Annotated in this window: 13 protein-coding genes and 2 rRNA genes; all 15 read right to left on the bottom strand. The window is 65.9% G+C overall.

The window, feature by feature from the left end; translation table 11 throughout:
- Positions 1-95: 95 nt before the first annotated feature.
- Positions 96-3,201, bottom strand: a 23S ribosomal RNA gene (locus tag BLP38_RS02805).
- Between the two features lie 373 nt (positions 3,202-3,574).
- A 16S ribosomal RNA gene (locus tag BLP38_RS02800) occupies positions 3,575-5,097 on the bottom strand.
- The 16S and 23S rRNA genes sit together here, the layout of an rRNA operon.
- Before the next feature lie 582 nt (positions 5,098-5,679).
- A complete protein-coding gene (gene tyrS, locus BLP38_RS02795) occupies positions 5,680-6,993 on the bottom strand; it encodes a tyrosine--tRNA ligase (protein ID WP_091352556.1) in 1,314 nt (437 codons plus the stop codon).
- Between the two features lie 230 nt (positions 6,994-7,223).
- Positions 7,224-7,919 (bottom strand): hypothetical protein, encoded by a 696-nt coding sequence (locus tag BLP38_RS02785; RefSeq protein ID WP_091352553.1) that lies wholly within the window; start codon positions 7,917-7,919, stop codon positions 7,224-7,226.
- Positions 7,916-8,557: a SatD family protein gene (locus BLP38_RS02780; RefSeq protein WP_091352550.1), complete on the bottom strand. Its 642-nt coding sequence runs from the start codon at positions 8,555-8,557 to the stop codon at positions 7,916-7,918. Before BLP38_RS02780 ends, BLP38_RS02785 begins: the two co-directional genes overlap by 4 nt.
- A 73-nt stretch (positions 8,558-8,630) precedes the next feature.
- Complete coding sequence (argH, locus tag BLP38_RS02775) at positions 8,631-10,061, bottom strand: argininosuccinate lyase (RefSeq protein WP_091352546.1); 1,431 nt, start codon at positions 10,059-10,061, stop codon at positions 8,631-8,633.
- Entirely contained in the window at positions 10,058-11,185 is a 1,128-nt protein-coding gene (locus BLP38_RS02770) for a DUF418 domain-containing protein (protein ID WP_231916554.1), read from the bottom strand. The genes argH and BLP38_RS02770 overlap by 4 nt, the downstream gene beginning before the upstream one ends.
- Positions 11,164-12,087: an ornithine carbamoyltransferase gene (argF, locus tag BLP38_RS02765; RefSeq protein ID WP_091352543.1), complete on the bottom strand. Its 924-nt coding sequence runs from the start codon at positions 12,085-12,087 to the stop codon at positions 11,164-11,166. Before argF ends, BLP38_RS02770 begins: the two co-directional genes overlap by 22 nt.
- Complete coding sequence (locus tag BLP38_RS02760) at positions 12,084-13,328, bottom strand: acetylornithine transaminase (RefSeq protein ID WP_091352539.1); 1,245 nt, start codon at positions 13,326-13,328, stop codon at positions 12,084-12,086. The genes argF and BLP38_RS02760 overlap by 4 nt, the downstream gene beginning before the upstream one ends.
- Positions 13,325-14,224 (bottom strand): acetylglutamate kinase, encoded by a 900-nt coding sequence (argB, locus tag BLP38_RS02755; protein ID WP_091352536.1) that lies wholly within the window; start codon positions 14,222-14,224, stop codon positions 13,325-13,327. Before argB ends, BLP38_RS02760 begins: the two co-directional genes overlap by 4 nt.
- Complete coding sequence (gene argJ, locus BLP38_RS02750) at positions 14,221-15,378, bottom strand: bifunctional glutamate N-acetyltransferase/amino-acid acetyltransferase ArgJ (protein WP_091352533.1); 1,158 nt, start codon at positions 15,376-15,378, stop codon at positions 14,221-14,223. The genes argB and argJ overlap by 4 nt, the downstream gene beginning before the upstream one ends.
- The gene (gene argC / locus BLP38_RS02745) at positions 15,375-16,424 is read right to left on the bottom strand and encodes an N-acetyl-gamma-glutamyl-phosphate reductase (protein WP_091352530.1); all 1,050 of its coding nucleotides are present in this window, start codon (positions 16,422-16,424) and stop codon (positions 15,375-15,377) included. Before argC ends, argJ begins: the two co-directional genes overlap by 4 nt.
- A 208-nt stretch (positions 16,425-16,632) precedes the next feature.
- Positions 16,633-17,619 (bottom strand): NAD-dependent epimerase/dehydratase family protein, encoded by a 987-nt coding sequence (locus BLP38_RS02740; protein ID WP_091352526.1) that lies wholly within the window; start codon positions 17,617-17,619, stop codon positions 16,633-16,635.
- Positions 17,616-19,199, bottom strand: a complete 1,584-nt coding sequence (locus BLP38_RS02735) for a hypothetical protein (RefSeq protein ID WP_091352523.1) — start codon at positions 19,197-19,199, stop codon at positions 17,616-17,618. Before BLP38_RS02735 ends, BLP38_RS02740 begins: the two co-directional genes overlap by 4 nt.
- Positions 19,181-19,951, bottom strand: a complete 771-nt coding sequence (locus tag BLP38_RS02730) for an ABC transporter ATP-binding protein (protein ID WP_091352519.1) — start codon at positions 19,949-19,951, stop codon at positions 19,181-19,183. Before BLP38_RS02730 ends, BLP38_RS02735 begins: the two co-directional genes overlap by 19 nt.
- Positions 19,952-19,968 lie beyond the last annotated feature (17 nt).

Below are 19,968 nucleotides of genomic sequence, written 5' to 3'. Positions count from 1 at the left end.
CTATTGATGTTTCAGTCTGCACAACGATTATTCGTTATGCGGTTCTCGACCGTACATCGAGAACCACTCAGTGGACGCAAGCACCTAAACGGTGTGTTATCAAGTCATCGGCTTATTAGTACCGGTCAGCTTCACGTGTTACCACGCTTCCACATCCGGCCTATCAACCCAGTAGTCTGGCTGGGAGCCTCTCACCCGAAGGTATGGAAATCTCATCTTGAGGCCGGCTTCCCGCTTAGATGCTTTCAGCGGTTATCCATCCCGAACGTAGCTAACCAGCGGTGCTCTTGGCAGAACAACTGGCACACCAGAGGTTCGTCCAACCCGGTCCTCTCGTACTAGGGTCAGATCCTCTCAAATTTCCTACGCGCGCAGCGGATAGGGACCGAACTGTCTCACGACGTTCTAAACCCAGCTCGCGTACCGCTTTAATGGGCGAACAGCCCAACCCTTGGGACCTACTCCAGCCCCAGGATGCGACGAGCCGACATCGAGGTGCCAAACCATGCCGTCGATATGGACTCTTGGGCAAGATCAGCCTGTTATCCCCGAGGTACCTTTTATCCGTTGAGCGACAGCGCTTCCACAAGCCACTGCCGGATCACTAGTCCCGACTTTCGTCCCTGCTCGACCTGTCAGTCTCACAGTCAAGCTCCCTTGTGCACTTACACTCGCCACCTGATTGCCAACCAGGTTGAGGGAACCTTTGGGCGCCTCCGTTACTTTTTGGGAGGCAACCGCCCCAGTTAAACTACCCACCAGGCACTGTCCCTGAACCGGATTACGGTTCGAAGTTAGATATCCAGAGTGACCAGAGTGGTATTTCAACAATGACTCCACGGTAACTGGCGTCACCGCTTCAAAGTCTCCCACCTATCCTACACAAGCCACACCGAACACCAATACCAAGCTGTAGTAAAGGTCACGGGGTCTTTCCGTCCTGCTGCGCGTAACGAGCATCTTTACTCGTAATGCAATTTCGCCGAGTTCGCGGTTGAGACAGTTGGGAAGTCGTTACGCCATTCGTGCAGGTCGGAACTTACCCGACAAGGAATTTCGCTACCTTAGGATGGTTATAGTTACCACCGCCGTTTACTGGGGCTTAAATTCTCAGCTTCGCCTTGCGGCTAACCGGTCCTCTTAACCTTCCAGCACCGGGCAGGCGTCAGTCCGTATACATCGTCTTGCGACTTGGCACGGACCTGTGTTTTTAGTAAACAGTCGCTACCCACTAGTCTCTGCGGCCTCCACGCCCTTTCGGAGTAAATCCTAATAAGCGGAAGGCCCCCCTTCTCCCGAAGTTACGGGGGCATTTTGCCGAGTTCCTTAACCACGATTCTCTCGATCTCCTTGGTATTCTCTACCTGACCACCTGAGTCGGTTTGGGGTACGGGCAGCTAGAACCTCGCGTCGATGCTTTTCTTGGCAGCATAGGATCACCCACTTTTTATCCGCATCGTGTCTCAGCCTATGTGAGAGACGGATTTGCCTATCTCTCGGCCTACGCACTTGCCCCGGGACAACCATCGCCCGGGTTGGGCTACCTTCCTGCGTCACACCTGTTAATACGCTAGCCGCACCAGAACGGGGTCGAGCGTTAGACCGGCCGGCTTCACCCCGAAGGGATCCACTCAGCCGGGTTAGGACTCTTAGCACCACTGGATTAGCTTGGGCGGTTCTTCGCCGGTACGGGAATATCAACCCGTTGTCCATCGACTACGCCTGTCGGCCTCGCCTTAGGTCCCGACTTACCCAGGGAAGATTAGCTTGACCCTGGAACCCTTGGTCTTTCGGAGGACGTGTTTCTCACACGTCTTTCGCTACTCATGCCTGCATTCTCACTCGTGTAGCCTCCACGGCTGGTTCACACCGCCGCTTCGCTGGCCACACGACGCTCTCCTACCCATCAACACGGCTGGACCACGAAGGCCTACCAATAATGTCAATGCCACAACTTCGGTGGCGTGCTTGAGCCCCGTTACATTGTCGGCGCGGAATCACTTGACCAGTGAGCTATTACGCACTCTTTCAAGGGTGGCTGCTTCTAAGCCAACCTCCTGGTTGTCACAGCAACTCCACATCCTTTCCCACTTAGCACGCGCTTTGGGACCTTAGTTGGTGGTCTGGGTTGTTTCCCTCTCGACTATGAAGCTTATCCCCCACAGTCTCACTGCTGCGCTCTCACTTACCGGCATTCGGAGTTTGGCTGACGTCAGTAACCTTGTAGGGCCCATCGGCCATCCAGTAGCTCTACCTCCGGCAAGAAACACGCAACGCTGCACCTAAATGCATTTCGGAGAGAACCAGCTATCACGAAGTTTGATTGGCCTTTCACCCCTATCCACAGCTCATCCCCTCAGTTTTCAACCTAAGTGGGTTCGGTCCTCCACGACGTCTTACCGTCGCTTCAACCTGGCCATGGATAGATCACTTCGCTTCGGGTCTAGGACATGCGACTGAATCGCCCTATTCAGACTCGCTTTCGCTACGGCTACCCCACACGGGTTAACCTCGCCACATATCGCTAACTCGCAGGCTCATTCTTCAAAAGGCACGCTGTCACCCCTACTAAGGAGGCTCCAACGGTTTGTAAGCAAACGGTTTCAGGTACTATTTCACTCCCCTCCCGGGGTACTTTTCACCTTTCCCTCACGGTACTTGTCCGCTATCGGTCATCTGGGAGTATTTAGGCTTATCAGGTGGTCCTGACAGATTCACACGGGATTTCTCGGGCCCCGTGCTACTTGGGATACTCTTCGCGTCAAGAGAAGCATTTCGACTACGGGGTTGGCACCCTCTATGACCCGCCTTTCAATGCGGTTCGTCTATACCTTCTTGTAACGCCGACAGTTCGGCAGAACTATCTGAAAAGTCCCACAACCCCGAATACGCAACTCCTGCCGGATATCACACGTACTCGGTTTAGCCTGTTCCGGTTTCGCTCGCCACTACTAACGGAATCGCGGTTGCTTTCTCTTCCTGTGGGTACTGAGATGTTTCACTTCCCCACGTTCCCTCTACCCGCCCTATATATTCAGGCGGGAGTCACTAGGTCGGCACGCCGCCCAGCGGGGTTTCCCCATTCGGACATCCTCGGATCAAAACTTGCTTATCAGTTCCCCGAGGCTTATCGCAGATTGCTACGTCCTTCTTCGGCTCCAGATGCCAAGGCATCCACCGTTTGCTCTTAAAGACTTGAAATCACATGAGTTGAATCGTCAATCGAAATTGACTAATGATCTTTAAGATCATCTTTCACGAACCGATCAAAAGATCAGCTCGCAAGATGCTCGCGTCCACTGTGTAGTTCTCAAAGTACGGGCGGTACCTTCCCCGCACCAGCAATCGCCGGCACAAGAAAAGGCCCAGAGGTTCGGACTTCCATCCGGTCCCTCAGGACCCAACAGCGTGCATGTGTCAGAAGCCTCACCCCGAACCGTTCCAAACCCGAAGGTCGTACTAGATCCGGAAGTCACCCTCCGACACCTCGTCAAATGTTCCACCCATGAGCTCCGGTCGAGAACATTCGTCTCGAAACCGGCTCTGTCACTCCGAAGAGTGCAGTGCTCCTTAGAAAGGAGGTGATCCAGCCGCACCTTCCGGTACGGCTACCTTGTTACGACTTAGTCCTAATTACCGATCCCACCTTCGACGGCTCCCTCCACAAGGGTTGGGCCACCGGCTTCAGGTGTTACCGACTTTCATGACTTGACGGGCGGTGTGTACAAGACCCGGGAACGTATTCACCGCAGCGTTGCTGATCTGCGATTACTAGCGACTCCGACTTCATGAGGTCGAGTTGCAGACCTCAATCCGAACTGGGACCGGCTTTTTGGGATTCGCTCCACCTCGCGGTATTGCAGCCCTTTGTACCGGCCATTGTAGCATGCGTGAAGCCCAAGACATAAGGGGCATGATGATTTGACGTCATCCCCACCTTCCTCCGAGTTGACCCCGGCAGTATCCCATGAGTTCCCACCATTACGTGCTGGCAACATAGAACGAGGGTTGCGCTCGTTGCGGGACTTAACCCAACATCTCACGACACGAGCTGACGACAACCATGCACCACCTGTTTACGAGTGTCCAAAGAGTTGACCATTTCTGGCCCGTTCTCGTATATGTCAAGCCTTGGTAAGGTTCTTCGCGTTGCATCGAATTAATCCGCATGCTCCGCCGCTTGTGCGGGTCCCCGTCAATTCCTTTGAGTTTTAGCCTTGCGGCCGTACTCCCCAGGCGGGGAACTTAATGCGTTAGCTGCGTCACGGAATCCGTGGAATGGACCCCACAACTAGTTCCCAACGTTTACGGGGTGGACTACCAGGGTATCTAAGCCTGTTTGCTCCCCACCCTTTCGCTCCTCAGCGTCAGTAACGGCCCAGAGATCTGCCTTCGCCATCGGTGTTCCTCCTGATATCTGCGCATTCCACCGCTACACCAGGAATTCCAATCTCCCCTACCGCACTCTAGTCTGCCCGTACCCACTGCAGACCCGAGGTTGAGCCTCGGGATTTCACAGCAGACGCGACAAACCGCCTACGAGCTCTTTACGCCCAATAATTCCGGATAACGCTTGCGCCCTACGTATTACCGCGGCTGCTGGCACGTAGTTAGCCGGCGCTTTTTCTGCAGGTACCGTCACTTTCGCTTCTTCCCTGCTAAAAGAGGTTTACAACCCGAAGGCCGTCATCCCTCACGCGGCGTTGCTGCATCAGGCTTTCGCCCATTGTGCAATATTCCCCACTGCTGCCTCCCGTAGGAGTCTGGGCCGTGTCTCAGTCCCAGTGTGGCCGGTCACCCTCTCAGGCCGGCTACCCGTCGACGCCTTGGTGAGCCATTACCTCACCAACAAGCTGATAGGCCGTGAGCCCATCCCAGACCGAAAAATCTTTCCAACTGCTGACCATGCGATCGCAGCTCATATCCAGTATTAGACGCCGTTTCCAGCGCTTATCCCAGAGTCAGGGGCAGGTTGCTCACGTGTTACTCACCCGTTCGCCACTGATCCACAGAGCAAGCTCTGCTTCACCGTTCGACTTGCATGTGTTAAGCACGCCGCCAGCGTTCATCCTGAGCCAGGATCAAACTCTCCGTAAAAGAAAAATACTGACAACGACCGGAATAGGCCGAAGCAGCGAGTTTGAACTGACCAAAGAGATAAATCATTGCTGACTATCCGTTGCCGACACCGAAGTGCCGGACTTTGATCCAAAGGAATCTCACCTCAGCCAAAGCTGAGATCGAGGTTATTTGGCATTTGACAAGTGCACGCTGTTGAGTTCTCAAGGATCGGATGCTCCCACACCACCCCGCAGGGCTTCGTAGTGAGGCAACGTCACACTCTTCGCTCGACTCCCGAACGAGACGGCACGCAACGATCAAGAGATCGTGTCGGGCTCATCACCACGGGGCTTCGAGGTGGAGTCCCCATCCTAGACCACAAGGTCTTGTTCTCTCTAGGAGAGGTTTGGGATGGATGTGGTTCTCCGCTTGAGGGGGCCGGAGGCCTTTCGGTCTCTCGCTCTTCCCTGTGGGGCGAACAAGTAATAAGTTACGCGGCTCCCGCAGGTCCGGCAAATCACGCCCGCATCCCGGGCGTGTCGCGCTGATCAGGAGCCCAAACAACAGAGGCCGCTCCCCCGACGGATCGGGAAGAGCGGCCTCGGAGAGGGCCATTCGTCAGGACACGAACACGCCGGCCATCGTCTTCTTGCCCCGCCGGAGCACGGAGACGCCACCGGGGAGCGAACCCGTGATGACCTGCCCCTCGTCGACGACCTTCACACCGTCGACGGAGACACCTCCCTGCGAGATCGCGCGTCGCGCCTCGCTCGCACTGGAAACCAAGCCGGTGTCCAGGAGCGCCTGTACGACCGGGATCTCCCCGGCCGTCGCCACGTGTGGCAGCTCCTCGAGCGCAGAGCGGAGCGTGGGGGCGTCGAGGGCGGTGAGATCCCCCTGCCCGAAGAGTGCGTCGGACGCGGCGGCGACCGCGGTCGCGGCATCCGCTCCATGCACCGTCGTCGTGACCTCCATCGCGAGACGGCGCTGCGCCGCACGCCGGAAGGGCTCGTCGGCGACCAGCCGCTCGTACTCCTCGATGTCGGCGCGCGTCAGGAACGTGAACACCTTCAGGCGAGCGACGACGTCGGCATCATCGGTGTTGAGCCAGAACTGGTACATCCGGTACGGGCTGCACATGTCGGCATCCAGCCAGACGGCATTGCCCTCGCTCTTGCCGAACTTCGTCCCGTCGCTGTTGGTGATCAGCGGCGTGCCGATGGCATGCACGGACGTCCCCTCGACGCGGTGGATCAGATCCGTCCCACTCGTCAGGTTCCCCCACTGGTCGCTGCCACCCGTCTGCAGGACGCAGTCGTACTGGCGGTACAGCTCGAGGTAGTCCATCCCCTGCAGGATCTGGTAGCTGAACTCGGTGTAGCTGATGCCCGCGTCGGAGTTGAGGCGGGCGGCGACGGCATCCTTCTTCAGCATCGTGCCGACCCGGTAGTGCTTGCCGATCTCGCGGAGGAAGTCGATCGCACTCATCGGCGCAGTCCAGTCGAGGTTGTTCACCAGCCGGGCCGCGTTCTCGCCCTCGAAGCTCAGGAACCGTTCGACCTGCCCGCGCAGACGCTCCACCCACTCCGTGACGGTCTCGCGGGTGTTGAGCGTCCGCTCCGCCGTGGGCCGCGGATCGCCGATGAGACCGGTCGATCCACCCACCAGTCCGAGCGGCTGGTGCCCGGCGAGCTGCAGACGCCGCAGGAGGAGGAGCTGCACGAGGTTGCCGAGATGCAGGCTCGGCGCGGTCGGGTCGAAGCCGCAGTAGTACGTGATCGGCGCTCCGGAGAGGAGGTCGCGAAGCGACGCTTCGTCGGTCGACACGTGCACGAGGCCGCGCCAGACGATCTCGTCCCACACGTTGGCGAAAGACGGGTCGTTGGCGGGCGCGAGCGCCGTCAGATCGGCGCTCGATACGGATTCAGACACGTCTTCCAGGCTATCAGCGGGGCCACGGCTGATCAGTCCGCCGCCACCTCGTCGTACAGGCCGATGACGTTCCCCTCGGAGTCGCGCAGGTAGACCCGGCGCGAGCCTTCGTCGAAGAGCTGGATCTCGCCCATCTGCTCCCCCACCCGCGGCGACCGCGAGAGCGACCGTGTCTTCGATGCGGTCGACGGTGGGATGAGGCAAGCAGACCCCGGCTTCCGCGACAAGGGTCAGGCGGCGGTGCCCCACCACAGGAGGAACGCCGCTCCGAGCGCGGTCACCCAGCTGACGAGGCTGCCGATCAGGAAGTACTCCGCGCGCGTACCGAGGTCGGTGTCGCGCGAGATCTCGGGGAAGCGCACGATCCCCTTCGCGGCGAGCACGGCGGCGAGGAGCGTGAATGCGCCGGTCACCGTCAGCGCGAACACCAGGACGCGCTCGAGCGGGCCGATCAGGCGCCCGCCCTTGAGGATCGTCGGGGCGTCGGACGCGACCTCGCCACCGCGCAGTGCCGCCCGGACGATGACGTTGCCCGACTCGGTGAGGAACGCGAGGGCACCGATCACGAAGACGCCGACGTCGAGACTCACCGCGCCGAGCGGGGAGCCGGTCGGCCAGATCGCTCCGAGCGGACCCTGATCGTCACGGACGCCCATGACGGCGACCGCAACCAGTGCGACCAGCGCGACGACGATCAGGGGCCAGAGGCCGGCCCGACCTCCTGTCGAACCGGGCGTCGTGACCACCCACATCGAGGCGACGCCGGTCGCGGCGAATGCCCAGACCGCGGCATCCGCTCCGGAGGCGCCGACGAGGACGAGGAGGAACGCCACGATGTAGAGCAGCGCTCTCAGCCGCGCGGGCGCATGACGACGGATGAGGTCCGCGAGACCGACCCCGAGCAGGACGATGCCGGCGCCGATCACGACGGGTCCGTCGACAGATCGGTGAAACCCGCAACGAGGGCGGCGGAACCCGCAGCGGAGAGAGCTTGCGAGACGGCGGGCTGGGTGATCCCTTCCGCCTCCGCCAACTCCCGCTGCGTGCGTCCGAGGCACCGGCCGTACGTGAGTCGGCGGGTGCGCCCGCTCATGGCCGACACGAGCTCGTCGCGCGCCAGAACGTACGCGTTGGCATAGGCGATGCGTTCGGTCATGACGGCATCCTGTCCCTGTTCCGTCGCGATGCGCGTGCGCGCGTGCGGCACGGCGCGGTCCTGCAGTCGATGAGCATGCTCGATCGCAGCACGCGCGGCCCACCAGCCGGGCCCATCGGTGATGCCGTCGTCGACGCGATCGACCGCACCTACTCCGAGTCCGAACCTGAGCTGGATGCCCTCCGGGAGGTGGAGCTGCAGGAGCAGCAGCGAGGCGAGCGCCGCGGGCAGGTCGGGGTACACCGCCTGGAATTCGTCACCGACCGTGGCGGCGAGCGGGGAGACGGAGACCGGGTAATCCGCATGTACCTGATGCGACGAAGCGATGATCGCGCGCTGGGCTCCGGCGCGATCGGTCAGGGTGCGGGACCCGACGATGTCGGCGATCACGGCGACGTGAGAGGGCATGTCGGCATGCTACGGCGCTTATCATCGCAGTGCAATAAGCTTATTGCTTATTTTCTTCTCGGTATAAGTGAGATCAGATGTCGAGATCGCGTGCGAGGTCCTGCACCCGGGACACCAACGCCGAACGCTGCTCACCCACCCGCACGGGAGCGGTGCCGCCCACGCCGTCACGGCTGGCCACAGACCCCTCGACCGTGAGGACGTCCCGCACGGCCGGCTCGAGATGCGGCGAGACCTCAGCCAACAGTGCGTCGTCCGCGTCCTCGAGACCGATCCCCCGCTGCTCGCAGGCCTGCACCAACGCGCCGGAGATCTCGTGCGCGTCACGGAACGGAACGCCGCGCTTGACGAGCCAATCCGCCACGTCGGTCGCCAACGAGAATCCCTCGGGAGCGGATGCCGTCATCCGGTCGGTGTCGAAACGGAGAGTCGCGATCATCCCCGCGAACGCCGGGAGAAGGACTTCGAGCGTCGTCACCGAGTCGAAGACGGGCTCCTTGTCCTCCTGCAGATCGCGGTTGTACGCGAGAGGGAGAGCCTTCAGCGTGGCGAGCAGGCCGGTGAGGTTGCCGATCAAGCGGCCGGATTTTCCCCGAGCGAGCTCCGCGATGTCGGGATTCTTCTTCTGGGGCATGATGCTCGAACCCGTCGAGAAGCCGTCGTCCAGGCGTACGAACGAGAACTCGCGCGTGTTCCAGATGATGATGTCCTCGGCGAAGCGGGAGATGTCGACGCCGATCATCGCTGCGATGAAGGCGAACTCCGCCACCACGTCGCGCGCCGACGTCCCGTCCATCGAGTTCTCGGCCGGTCGCGCCAGACCGAGGTCCTGCGCCACGGCGTGGGCGTCGAGCCCGAACGTCGCACCGGCGAGCGCTCCCCCGCCGTAGGGCGAGACCGACGCCCGGGCCGTCCAGTCCCGCAGCCGTTCCAGGTCGCGGACGAGGGGCCAGGCATGCGCCTGCAGGTGATGCGCGAGAAGCACGGGCTGGGCGTGCTGGAGATGTGTCCGCCCCGGCATGATGGCCGTCGAGTGGGCCTCGGCTTGGGCGACGATCGCGTCGACGACGCGCACGATGTCCCGCGCGATCACCCGCGAGTGTTCGAGGAGGAACAGGCGCACCAGTGTCGCGATCTGGTCATTGCGACTGCGGCCGGCGCGGAGCTTGCCACCCAGCTCGGAACCGACCTCACGGATCAGGGCGGCTTCGAGCGCACCGTGGACGTCTTCGTCGGACTCCACGGCCACCAGGTCACCGGAACGCAGGGCGTCACCGAGCGCGTCCAACCCGGCATGCATCCGCGACTCTTCCTCGGCCGTCAGGTATCCGGCGGCGGCGAGCGCACGCGCATGCGCGTGGGAGCCCGCCAGGTCGTAGTGGGCCAGAGCCCAGTCGAAATGCGTGGATCGACTCAGTTCGACGAGCTCCGGAGACGGGCCGGTGGCGAAGCGTCCGCCCCACAGTGCACCCTGGTTCGTCGCGTCGCTCTTGCTCTCACTCACGTGACCACCCTATCGGCGGGGTCGAGGTTCCATCCGGGCACCAGTGTGCGGGACAGGAAGGCCAGCGCGCGTTCCAAGGGCCCCCGGCCGCGCAGTAGCGCCCACGCTGTGCAGAAGACGACGGCCCCCAGGCAGAACCACCAGAAGAGTCCGAGATCGCGGAACGCCTGCAGGTCGGTCGTGTCGTCGAAGACGCCGAGCGCGATGACGGCCCAGACGAGGACCTGCCCCACGTAGGCGGTCAACGGCATGGACCCGACCGCACGGAGGGGGGCGACCAGCCACGTGATCGGCGTGCGGCACAGGAGCAGGCAGGCTCCGAGGACCGCCAGGGCGAATCCCCCCGAGCCGATGACCTCCGCGAGCCCGCCGCTGTGGGCCTCCGCGGAGAGCGCCGCCTCGCCGTAGGTTCCCGGCGACGTCATACCGCTCGCCTCGGCGACGATCGAGATGATGCCACCGACCACCACGGCGGCAACGCCCGCCGCGAGGATCGTCACCTGCACGGACAGGATGCGGAGGTCCGTGCGTCCGATGGCGATGCCGGCGACGACGAACGCGATCCACAGCGGGAACGGATACGCCCATCCCGTGAACAGGAAGAACTGCCTCCCCGACTCGCCCTCCCACACCGGGAGCGCATCGAGGAACGGCAGGACCCACGGCATCACGAGCGCGACGGATGCCGCGATGCCCCAGAGCGCGCGTATCGACAGGGCGAGGAGCGGGAGGGCGAGGAGGAAGAGGATGCCGTAGGCCTGGAGGATGACGTAGATCGGCACACCCGTCTGCGTGAGGAGCACCCCGATCAGCCAGAGCGCGACGGCGCGGACCGCGAGGCGCTTGCGGCTCACGCCCAGTCGCGCCCCGCGATGCGGCGTCCGCCCGCCGGTCATCAGCGCGATCGAGACTCCCGCGAGGGTCGCGAACAGGATCGACGATCGGCCGTTGACGAGGTCGGCCCACGTCGACGGGTCCGTGAGGGCCAGGGGCTCCTCGATGGTGAGCAGGTGCGCGGCGAGCATGCCGAACACCGCGAGCGCGCGGGCGAGGTCGATGCCGTGGAGCCTGGCAGGGCCGTTCCAGCTCCGCCAGGTTCGGGTCAGCTCTGCCGCAACAGCCACACCAGCAGCGCCTTCTGCGCGTGCAGGCGGTTCTCCGCCTCATCCCAGACGACGCTCTGCGGTCCGTCGATGACGTCGGCGTCCACCTCGTACCCGCGGTCGGCGGGGAGGCAGTGGATGAAGACGGCGTCGTCCTGAGCGAGCGCCATCGTCTCCTGCGTCACCTTGTAGGAGCCGAGATCCCGCAGGCGCGCGATCTTCTCCTCTTCCTTGCCCATCGACACCCACGTGTCGGTCACGATGACATCCGCACCGGCGGCGGCCTCGTTCGGGTCGGTGTAGAGGGTGAGGGATCCGCCGGTTTCGGCGGCGCGGCGGTCGGCGTCGGCGACGACGTCCTCACGGGGTGCGTAGTCCTCCGGCGAGGCGATGCGCACGTGCATGCCGGCCGTGACACCTGCAAGCGCGTAGGAGTGCGCCATGTTGGAGAGCCCGTCACCGAAGAAAGCGAGGGTGAGACCCTTCAGCTCGCCCTTGTGCTCGCGGATCGTGAGCAGGTCGGCGAGCAGCTGACAGGGGTGGAAGTCGTCACTCAGGGCGTTGACGACGGGGACGCGCGTGTCCTTCGCCATCTCCTCGAGACCTGCCTGCGCGTACGTGCGCCAGACGATCGCGGCGACCTGCCGCTCCAGCACGCGCGCGGTGTCGGAGGGTGTCTCCTTGCCGCCGAGCTGGCTGTTCGCCGTCGAGATGATGAGCGGCGATCCGCCGAGGTCGGCGATGCCGACGGCGAACGACACCCGCGTACGGGTCGACGACTTGTCGAAGATGACGGCGACCGTCTGCGGACCGGCGAGCGGCTTCTCCTTCCAGCGGTCGGCCTTCAGCTCGACGGCCAGGTCGAGGATCTCGGCCTGCTCGGCCGGGGTCAGGTCGTCGTCGCGCAGCAGGTGGCGGGTCATGCGGAGGCCTCCGAAGTGTCGTGGGTCGTGTCGTCGAGCATGAGGGCGTCCTCGACGGTCGCGAGGGAGCGGGCGAACAGGGTCTGGAACTCGTCGATCTCGACGTCGCCGATCGTGAGCGCCGGGGCGAGACGGATCGTCGAGTCGTTGGCGGCGTTGATGATCAGGCCGTGCTGCTGGGCAGCGGCGACCACGGCGCCGGCGACGGGATGCCGGAGGGCGACGCCGATCAGCAGCCCCTGGCCGCGGCACCCCTCCACCAAAGCCGAGCCGATCGCGTCGACGGCCTCGCGGACCTGGCGGCCGCGCTCTGCCGCCGCCTCGACGAGGCCGGCGTTCTCGATCTCATCGAGGACCGCGGACGCCACAGCGGTCGCGAGCGGATTGCCGCCGAAGGTGGATCCGTGGGTGCCGGGGTAGAAGAGCTCGCTCGCAGCACCGAAGGTGATGAGGGCGCCGATCGGGATGCCGTTGCCGATGCCCTTGGCGACGGTGATGGCATCCGGGGTGATGCCGGTGTGCTGGAACGCGAACCATGCGCCGGTGCGCCCCGCTCCGGTCTGGATCTCGTCGATGATCAGCAGCGCGCCATGGCGACGGGTGATCTCCCGCGCGGCCGCGAGGTAGCCCTCGGGGAGATCGAGCACCCCCGCCTCGCCCTTGATCGGCTCGACGAACAGCGCCGCGACGCGGTCGTCGATGGCCTCTTCGAGAGCCTCGATCGTGGAGTCGAGGAACTCGACTCCCGGGACCATGGGCTCGAACGGCTGCTGCATGGCGGGCTTGCCGGTGAGGGCGAGCGTCCCCATCGTGCGACCGTGGAAGGCATTCTTGAGCGCGAGGATGCGGGGGCGGTCTGTGCCGCCGTGGAGGCGCGCGAGCTTGAAGGCGGCCTCGTTGGCCTCCGCGCCGGAGTTGCCGAAGTAGACCCGGCCGGAGTCCCCTGTGCCGGCGAGCCGCTTCAGCCGAGCGGCGAGACCGAGCTGCGGCGGCGTGGCGAAGTAGTTCGAGACGTGCCCGAGCGTCGCGGCCTGCTCGGCGACGGCCTGCACGAACACGGGGTGCGCGTGACCCAGGGAGATCACGGCGATGCCGCCGAGGAAGTCGAGGTATCGGGTGCCTTCGTCGTCCCACAGGTGCGCGCCTTCGCCGCGCACGAGCAGAGCGAACCGGTCCCCCGAGTTGAGGACGAGGTCGCGCGCTGCGTCGTCCTTCCAGCTCACCGTCGTCTGCGCGGTCATCCCGCCACCACCTCTGTTCCGATTCCGCGTTGTGTGAAGAGTTCGACGAGCACCGAATGCGGCTGGCGTCCATCGATGATCGCCGCGCGATCGACGCCGCCGTCGACCGCGTCGAGGCAGGCCTGCATCTTCGGGATCATCCCCGACTCGAGGCTCGGTACCAGGGCGCGCAGCTCCGTCGCCGTCAGGTGCGAGACGAGGGAGTCGCGGTTGGGCCAATCGGCGTAGAGGCCGGCGACGTCGGTGAGGATGACGAGCTTGACCGCGCCGAGAGCGACGGCGAGCGCCGCGGCCGCGGCATCCGCGTTGACGTTCAAGGAGCTGCCCGGTGCGTCGACGTCCGGCGCGATCGACGAGACGACCGGCACCCGGTCGGCGGCGAGGTGGTCGAGGATGGCCGTCGGGTCGACGCCGACGACGTCGCCCACGTGCCCGAGGTCGTGTTCGGCTCCGTCGACCACGACACCGCGACGGCGTCCTTGGAAGAGTCCGGCGTCCTCCCCCGACATCCCGGTGGCGAACGATCCGTGCGCGTTGATGCGCGACACGAGCTGGGGGTTGATCTGCCCGGCGAGCACCATGCGGACGACCCCGATCGCCTCGGTGCTCGTGACGCGGTAGCCGCCCTTGAACTCGCTGGGGATGTCGAGGCGGTCGAGCATGGTCGAGATCTGCGGTCCGCCGCCGTGCACGACGACGGGTTTCACCCCGACGTGGTGCAGGTAGGCGATGTCCTCGGCGAAGGCGGCCTGCAGCTCCTCGCTGACCATCGCGTTGCCGCCGTACTTGATGACGACGATCTGATCGCGGAAGCGCTGGAGCCAGGGCAGGGATTCGACGAGGACCGCGGCCTTGCCGGCGGCCTCTTCGGGCGTGGTCTGCTGGATGTCGGTCATGACGAATAGGCGCTGTTCTCGTGGACGTAGTCGTGCGTCAGGTCGTTGGTGAGGATCGTCGCCGCCGCCTGACCGACGCGCAGGTCGACGAGGATGTGCGTCGCGCGGGGAGTCAGGTCGACCTCCTCGCGGGGGCGGTCGGGTCCCCCGGCGGTGCAGACCCGGACCCCGTTGAACGACACGTCGACGTCGTACGGGTCGAAGGCGGCATCCGTCGTGCCGATCGCCGCGAGGACGCGACCCCAGTTCGGGTCGTTGCCGAAGATGGCGGCCTTGAAGAGGTTGTTGCGCGCGATCGAGCGGCCCACCGTGACGGCGTCCGCCTCGTTCTCGGCGCCGACGATCTCGATCGTGATGTCGTGGCTGGCGCCCTCGGCATCCCCCTGCAGCTGCGCGGCGAGGTCCAGGCAGAGCTCGGCGAGTGCGAGCGCGAAGGCGGCGGGCTCCGGACGGATGCCGCTGGCCCCGCTCGCGAGGAGCGTCACCTGGTCGTTCGTCGACATGCAGCCGTCGGAGTCGAGCCGGTCGAAGCTGACCCGTGTGGCCTCGCGGAGCGCGGCGTCGGCGGCCGCGGCATCCAGGTCGGCGTCGGTCGTGATGACGACGAGCATCGTCGCGAGGCCCGGAGCGAGCATGCCGGCGCCCTTGGCCATGCCGCCGATGGTCCAGCCGTCCTGCGAGACGACGGCGCGCTTGGGACGGGAGTCGGTGGTCATGATGGCGAGGGATGCCGCCTCTCCCCCGTCGGCTGAGAGGGCGGCGACCCCCTTCTCGACGCCGTCGAGGACCTTGCCGCGGAAGACCTCGTCACCGGTGCCGATGAGACCGGTCGAGCAGACGAGCACGTCCCCGGCGCCGATGCCGAGGAGCTCGGCGGCCCTCTCGGCGGTCTGGTGCGTGGTCTGGAATCCGAACGTGCCGGTGAAGCAGTTCGCTCCCCCGGAGTTCAGGACGATCGCCTCGACGACGCCGTCCCCGATGACCTGCTGCGACCACAGGATCGGGTTGGCCTTGGCGCGGTTGGTCGTGAAGACGGCCGCACCGACCTTCTTGGGCCCGCGGTTCACGACGACGGCGACGTCGTTCGCCCCGGTCGACTTCAATCCGACGGCGACGCCGGCCGCCTCGAATCCCTGTGCTGCCGTGACGCTCACGGTGCCACCCCGTTCACGCTCAGGCCCGTCGTCTCGGTGAGACCGAGGGCGATGTTCATCGATTGGATCGCGGCACCGGCGGTGCCCTTGACGAGGTTGTCGACGGCGGCGACCACGACGACGCGACCTGCCGCCCGATCGATCGCGAGTCCGAGGAGGGCCGTGTTCGCGCCCAGCACGTCGGCCGTCCGTGGGAACGAGCCCTCGGGCAGGAGGTGCACGAACGGCTCGTCGGCGTACGCGGACTCCCACGCGCCCCGGATCTGCGCGTCGGTGACACCGTGCGCGATGGGGGCGGTCGAGGTGGCGAGGATGCCGCGCGCCATGGGGACGAGCACCGGGGTGAACGAGATGCGGATGTCCACCTCGGTCGGCGCAGCCGCGGCGAGCGCCTGCCGGATCTCGGGGATGTGCCGGTGCGTGCCGCCGACCGCGTACGGGTTGGCGGTGCCGAGGATCTCCGACGCCAGGAGGTTCGTCTTGAGGCTCTTGCCCGCCCCGGAGGGTCCGACGGCGAGCACGGTGACGATGTCACCCGGATCGATGACGCCGGCGGCGACGCCGGGCGCGAGGCTCAACGAGACGGTGGAGGCGTTGCAGCCGGGGGCCGCGACGCGCCGCGCGCCGACGAGGGCGCCCCGTTGCTTCGCGCTTCCGACGGGGAGCTCCGGAACCCCGTACGCCCACGGCTCGGAGAACGCTCCCCCGTAGAACGCGTTCCACGCGGACGGGTCGGTGAGGCGATGGTCCGCGCCGGCGTCGATGACGAGCGGAACGTCCTCCAGCATCTCGGTGTACTGCGCGGACTGGCCGTGCGGCAGGGCGAGGAAGACGACGTCGTGCCCCGAGAGGACCTCGGGAGTCGTGTCCTGCAGCGTCAGGTGCGCGAGGGACCGCAGGTGCGGCTGGTGGTCGATGAGCGGCTGTCCGGCGTTGGAGTGGGCCGTGACGGTGCGGATCTCGACGTCGGGATGCGACGCGAGGAGGCGGAGGATCTCTCCACCCGCATAGCCGGAAGCGCCGGAGACGGCGACCGAGAAGGTCATGGATTCAACCTTATTGTCTGGAGTGAGCGGGGCCGAAGACGGCGACACCTGCGGCTCGATCCGTCGTGCACGGAGAGCGGGAGGGGTCGCCTAGCGTCGGCGGTCGCCCAGACGTCGACGCGCGCGGACCACCGTCGAGACGGTGAGGGTCGCGGGCGAGGACATACCGCGACGGTATCGCCGCGGCATCCGTTGCCGCAAATCGAGGTCAGCGCTCGGCGTGCAGCGCCTCGATGAGCGCGAGTTCCTCGGCGCGCTCGAGCCCCGACGTCCTGGAGCGCGCGACACCGCGCTCGCGTTCGTCCTCGAGGACGCGGGCGACCGTCTCGGCGAGCGGACGGGTTCTGCCCCCCGCCGCCCGGTAGGCCGCACCGCTTCGCGATGCGAAGCCCGGCATGTCGGCCGGCAGCCACAGCGGGAGCGATCTCGGTCCCGCCCAATGCGCGATCCCGTGACGCTCGAGCCAGTCGGCGGGAGCGGTGTGCACCTCGCCGGTGTGGCCCGCGGCATCCCGCGCGACGGTGACGACCTCCGCCAACGGGTGGGAGGGGCCAACCACATCGACCAGGCCGTCGAATCCGCGTGCCCCCGAGGCGACGACGAAGGACACCAGGTCATCCACGTCGATCACCTGTGCGCGGAGATCCGTCGCTTCGGGAACGAGGACCGCCTCTGCGCCCGCGGCTGAGAACCGGGCCGGCCAGTAGCCGAAGCGGTCCGTCGGGTCCCCCGGGCCGACGATCAACCCTGGTCGGATCACTGAGACGCGGGCGCCGAGAGCCGCCGACTCACCCTCGGCGGCGACTTTGGCTCGCGCGTAGTCGTAGGCATCCGCCTCGCCCAGGGGCTCGACGATCGCCGCCCGCTCGTCGGCGCCTACCCGGGTCGCGTCGGCGTAGACCGACACGCTCGAGATGTACGTGGCGTGCGCCGCGCGATCACCGAGAGCGGATGCCGCCTGCGCGACGTGTGCGGGAACCGAGGAGACGTCGACGATCTCGTCCCATTCGGTCGCGGCCAGCGCATCGTAGGCCTCTGGCAGGTCTCGGTCGGTGACGACGAGATCCGCGCCCGCGGGGGCAGCGCGACCGCCGCGCGCCGTCACACTCACGCGGGCGCCGCGCTCGAGCCATGCCTCGGCGACGCGGCGACCCACCCACCCGGTGCCGCCCAGGACGAGGATGCGGTCGGTCATGACGGCAGCGCCCGGATGCGCTCGAGCAGTTCCGGACCGGACCGGTCGAAGGTCCGCCCGCCGAGGTGAACACCCAGCGCGGCGATGCCGCCGCCGACGACGACTCCCATGGCGAGCGTCGGCAGGCCCCACGCCGCAGGTCCCTGAACCATCCCCGTGACCGCGAGGGCGAGGACGGGCAGCGAGAGCACCGCGATGACGGCCCAGACGACGAACACCAGAAGACCGCCCACGAAGGTCTGACCGGGGACGCTCTTGAACGGGCTGTCCCCCGGCGCGGCGACGGGCGAGATGATCATGGCGGACGTCACGGCCGACACCCCGTACCCGGTGAGGAGGACCCCCAGGGCGGTGCCGAGAACGAGCGGGAGACGCCCGGCATCCGCACTCAGGACGCTGGTCGCGACCGTGAGGACGACGACAAGGGGGATGCCGAGACACGCCGCTCCCAGGAGCCGCCCGAGACGGTCGTCGCGGCCCCGCACGCCCGTTGCGAGCACCGTGGCGTACGCCGTGCCGTCGTAGGAGATGTCGCTGTAGCAGGCGATGGCCAGCACGAACGCCACGAGGACCGGCGACGCCGCGAACAGGAAGCCGTCGACGCCGCTCACGAAGGCGAACAGGATCGGGAAGATCGGCACCACGAGAAGCTGGCGGAGATACCGCGGATCGCGCAGCCAGGCGTTGAGCGAGCGTGCCCAGGTCGCACCGACTCCGCCGGTCGGCATGACCCCGAACAGCCCGAGCTTGCCCGCGGCGACCTGCCGGCTGGACTGCCGGGCCGGAGACGCCGTCGCCCCGGCGATGGCGCGCGACCACGCCCACCAGAGCGCGGCGAGAGCGGCGAGGGCGATCGCGAGGCGCGCAAGAGCGAGCAGGCCCTCCCCGGCGGCGAGGGCCGGCGCCACCGCCCACGCGGCTCCGAGCGGCGTCCACGGCAAGATCGCCGCCGCGGCGCCGAGCCTCTCGCCGAGCGATCCGTCGCCCCCGTCCAACAGGCTGAGGATGCCCGTGGTGATCGGTCCCGCGAGCATCACGACGACCAGCACGAGCGTCCCGATCAGCTCGCGGCCGCGGCGATTGCCGCCGACGCCACCGGAGAGCTCGGCGACGAGCCGGGAGGCGACGACGCAGATCGCCACGCCGACCAGGGCCGCGGGGATTCCCGCGAGCGCCGCGAGCGGCCATCGCGCCCACAGGATGACGGAGATGAGCGCCACCAGGGTCGACACGACGCCCGGGATCCCGGTCGCGCCCGTCCCGGCGAGCGCGAGCATCGTCTGACGACGGCTGAACGGGTACGGCGCGAGGCGACGCGCGTCGATCGCCGTGTCCATCCCCGCCACGACGATCGGCCCCACGACCCACCCGAGCACGAGCGCGCTGCCGCCGATGATGCTCACGGCGGCCGAGGCGTCGAGCGATCCGGCCAGGCTCAGCGAGATGATGCCGGCGGTGACGGAGATCAGGATGCCGATTCCCCACAGCGCGCCGGCGATGAAGCCGACGAGCTGCCAGGGTCGACGGGCGAGAGTGTTGAAGAGCGCGCGGTACCGGAGCTTCAGGACTGTCGCAACCACTGCGGCCCCTCACTCGTGTGACGCCCGCCGACGAGATCGACGAAGCGGTCCTGCAGACTCTGCCCGGCGCGAACCTCGTCGATCGTGCCGGACGAGAGGACCCGCCCCGCCGCGATGATGGCGACGTGATCGCACATGCGCTGCACGAGGTCCATCGAATGGCTCGAGACGATGACCGATCCGCCCGACGCGGTGTAGCTGCGCAGGACGTCCTCGATGTTCGCCGCCGAGACGGGATCGACCGATTCGAACGGCTCGTCGAGGACGAGGAGACGGGGTGCGTGCACCAGCGCGCACGCGAGCGCGACCTTCTTGGTCATACCCGCGGAGTAGTCGGCGACGATCGTCCCCGCGGCGGGGCGAAGATCCATGAGATCCAGGAGATCCGAGACGCGCGGCGCGATCTCGGCGCGCGCCAGCCCGAACATCATGGCCGTGTAGGTGATGAGCTGCTCGCCGGTGAGGCGGTCGAAGAGTCGGATGCCGTCGGACAGGTTGCCGATGACGCGTTTGGCGGCCACCGGGTCCCGCCACACGTCGATCCCGTGCACCCAGGCGCCGCCCGCGTCGGGACGCAGAAGGCCCGTCGCCATCGACAGCGTGGTGGTCTTGCCGGCGCCGTTCGGGCCCACGAGGCCGTAGAACGAGCCGGACGGCACGATCAGGTCGATACCGGCGACCGCCGGGGTCGACCCGAAGTGCTTGACGAGGCCGGAGAGATGGAGGGCGGGGACGATCTGGTGCTCGCTCACCCGGCGAGCCTAGCGAA

The sequence above is a fragment of the Microbacterium sp. LKL04 genome (assembly GCF_900102005.1).
In the GTDB taxonomy this organism is placed as follows: Bacteria; Actinomycetota; Actinomycetes; order Actinomycetales; family Microbacteriaceae; genus Microbacterium.
The sequence above is the reverse complement of the archived record's forward strand: the minus strand, read 5'-3'. Positions and strand labels throughout refer to the sequence as shown.

Coding starts and splice junctions, on each gene's coding strand:
- BLP38_RS02780 (WP_091352550.1), bottom strand. CDS start 8,557: ATGCCCTCTCACGTCGCCGTGATCGCCGACATCGTCGGGTCCCGCACC.
- argF (WP_091352543.1), bottom strand. CDS start 12,087: ATGACCCGCCACCTGCTGCGCGACGACGACCTGACCCCGGCCGAGCAG.
- BLP38_RS02760 (WP_091352539.1), bottom strand. CDS start 13,328: ATGACCGCGCAGACGACGGTGAGCTGGAAGGACGACGCAGCGCGCGAC.
- argB (WP_091352536.1), bottom strand. CDS start 14,224: ATGACCGACATCCAGCAGACCACGCCCGAAGAGGCCGCCGGCAAGGCC.
- argC (WP_091352530.1), bottom strand. CDS start 16,424: ATGACCTTCTCGGTCGCCGTCTCCGGCGCTTCCGGCTATGCGGGTGGA.
- BLP38_RS02740 (WP_091352526.1), bottom strand. CDS start 17,619: ATGACCGACCGCATCCTCGTCCTGGGCGGCACCGGGTGGGTGGGTCGC.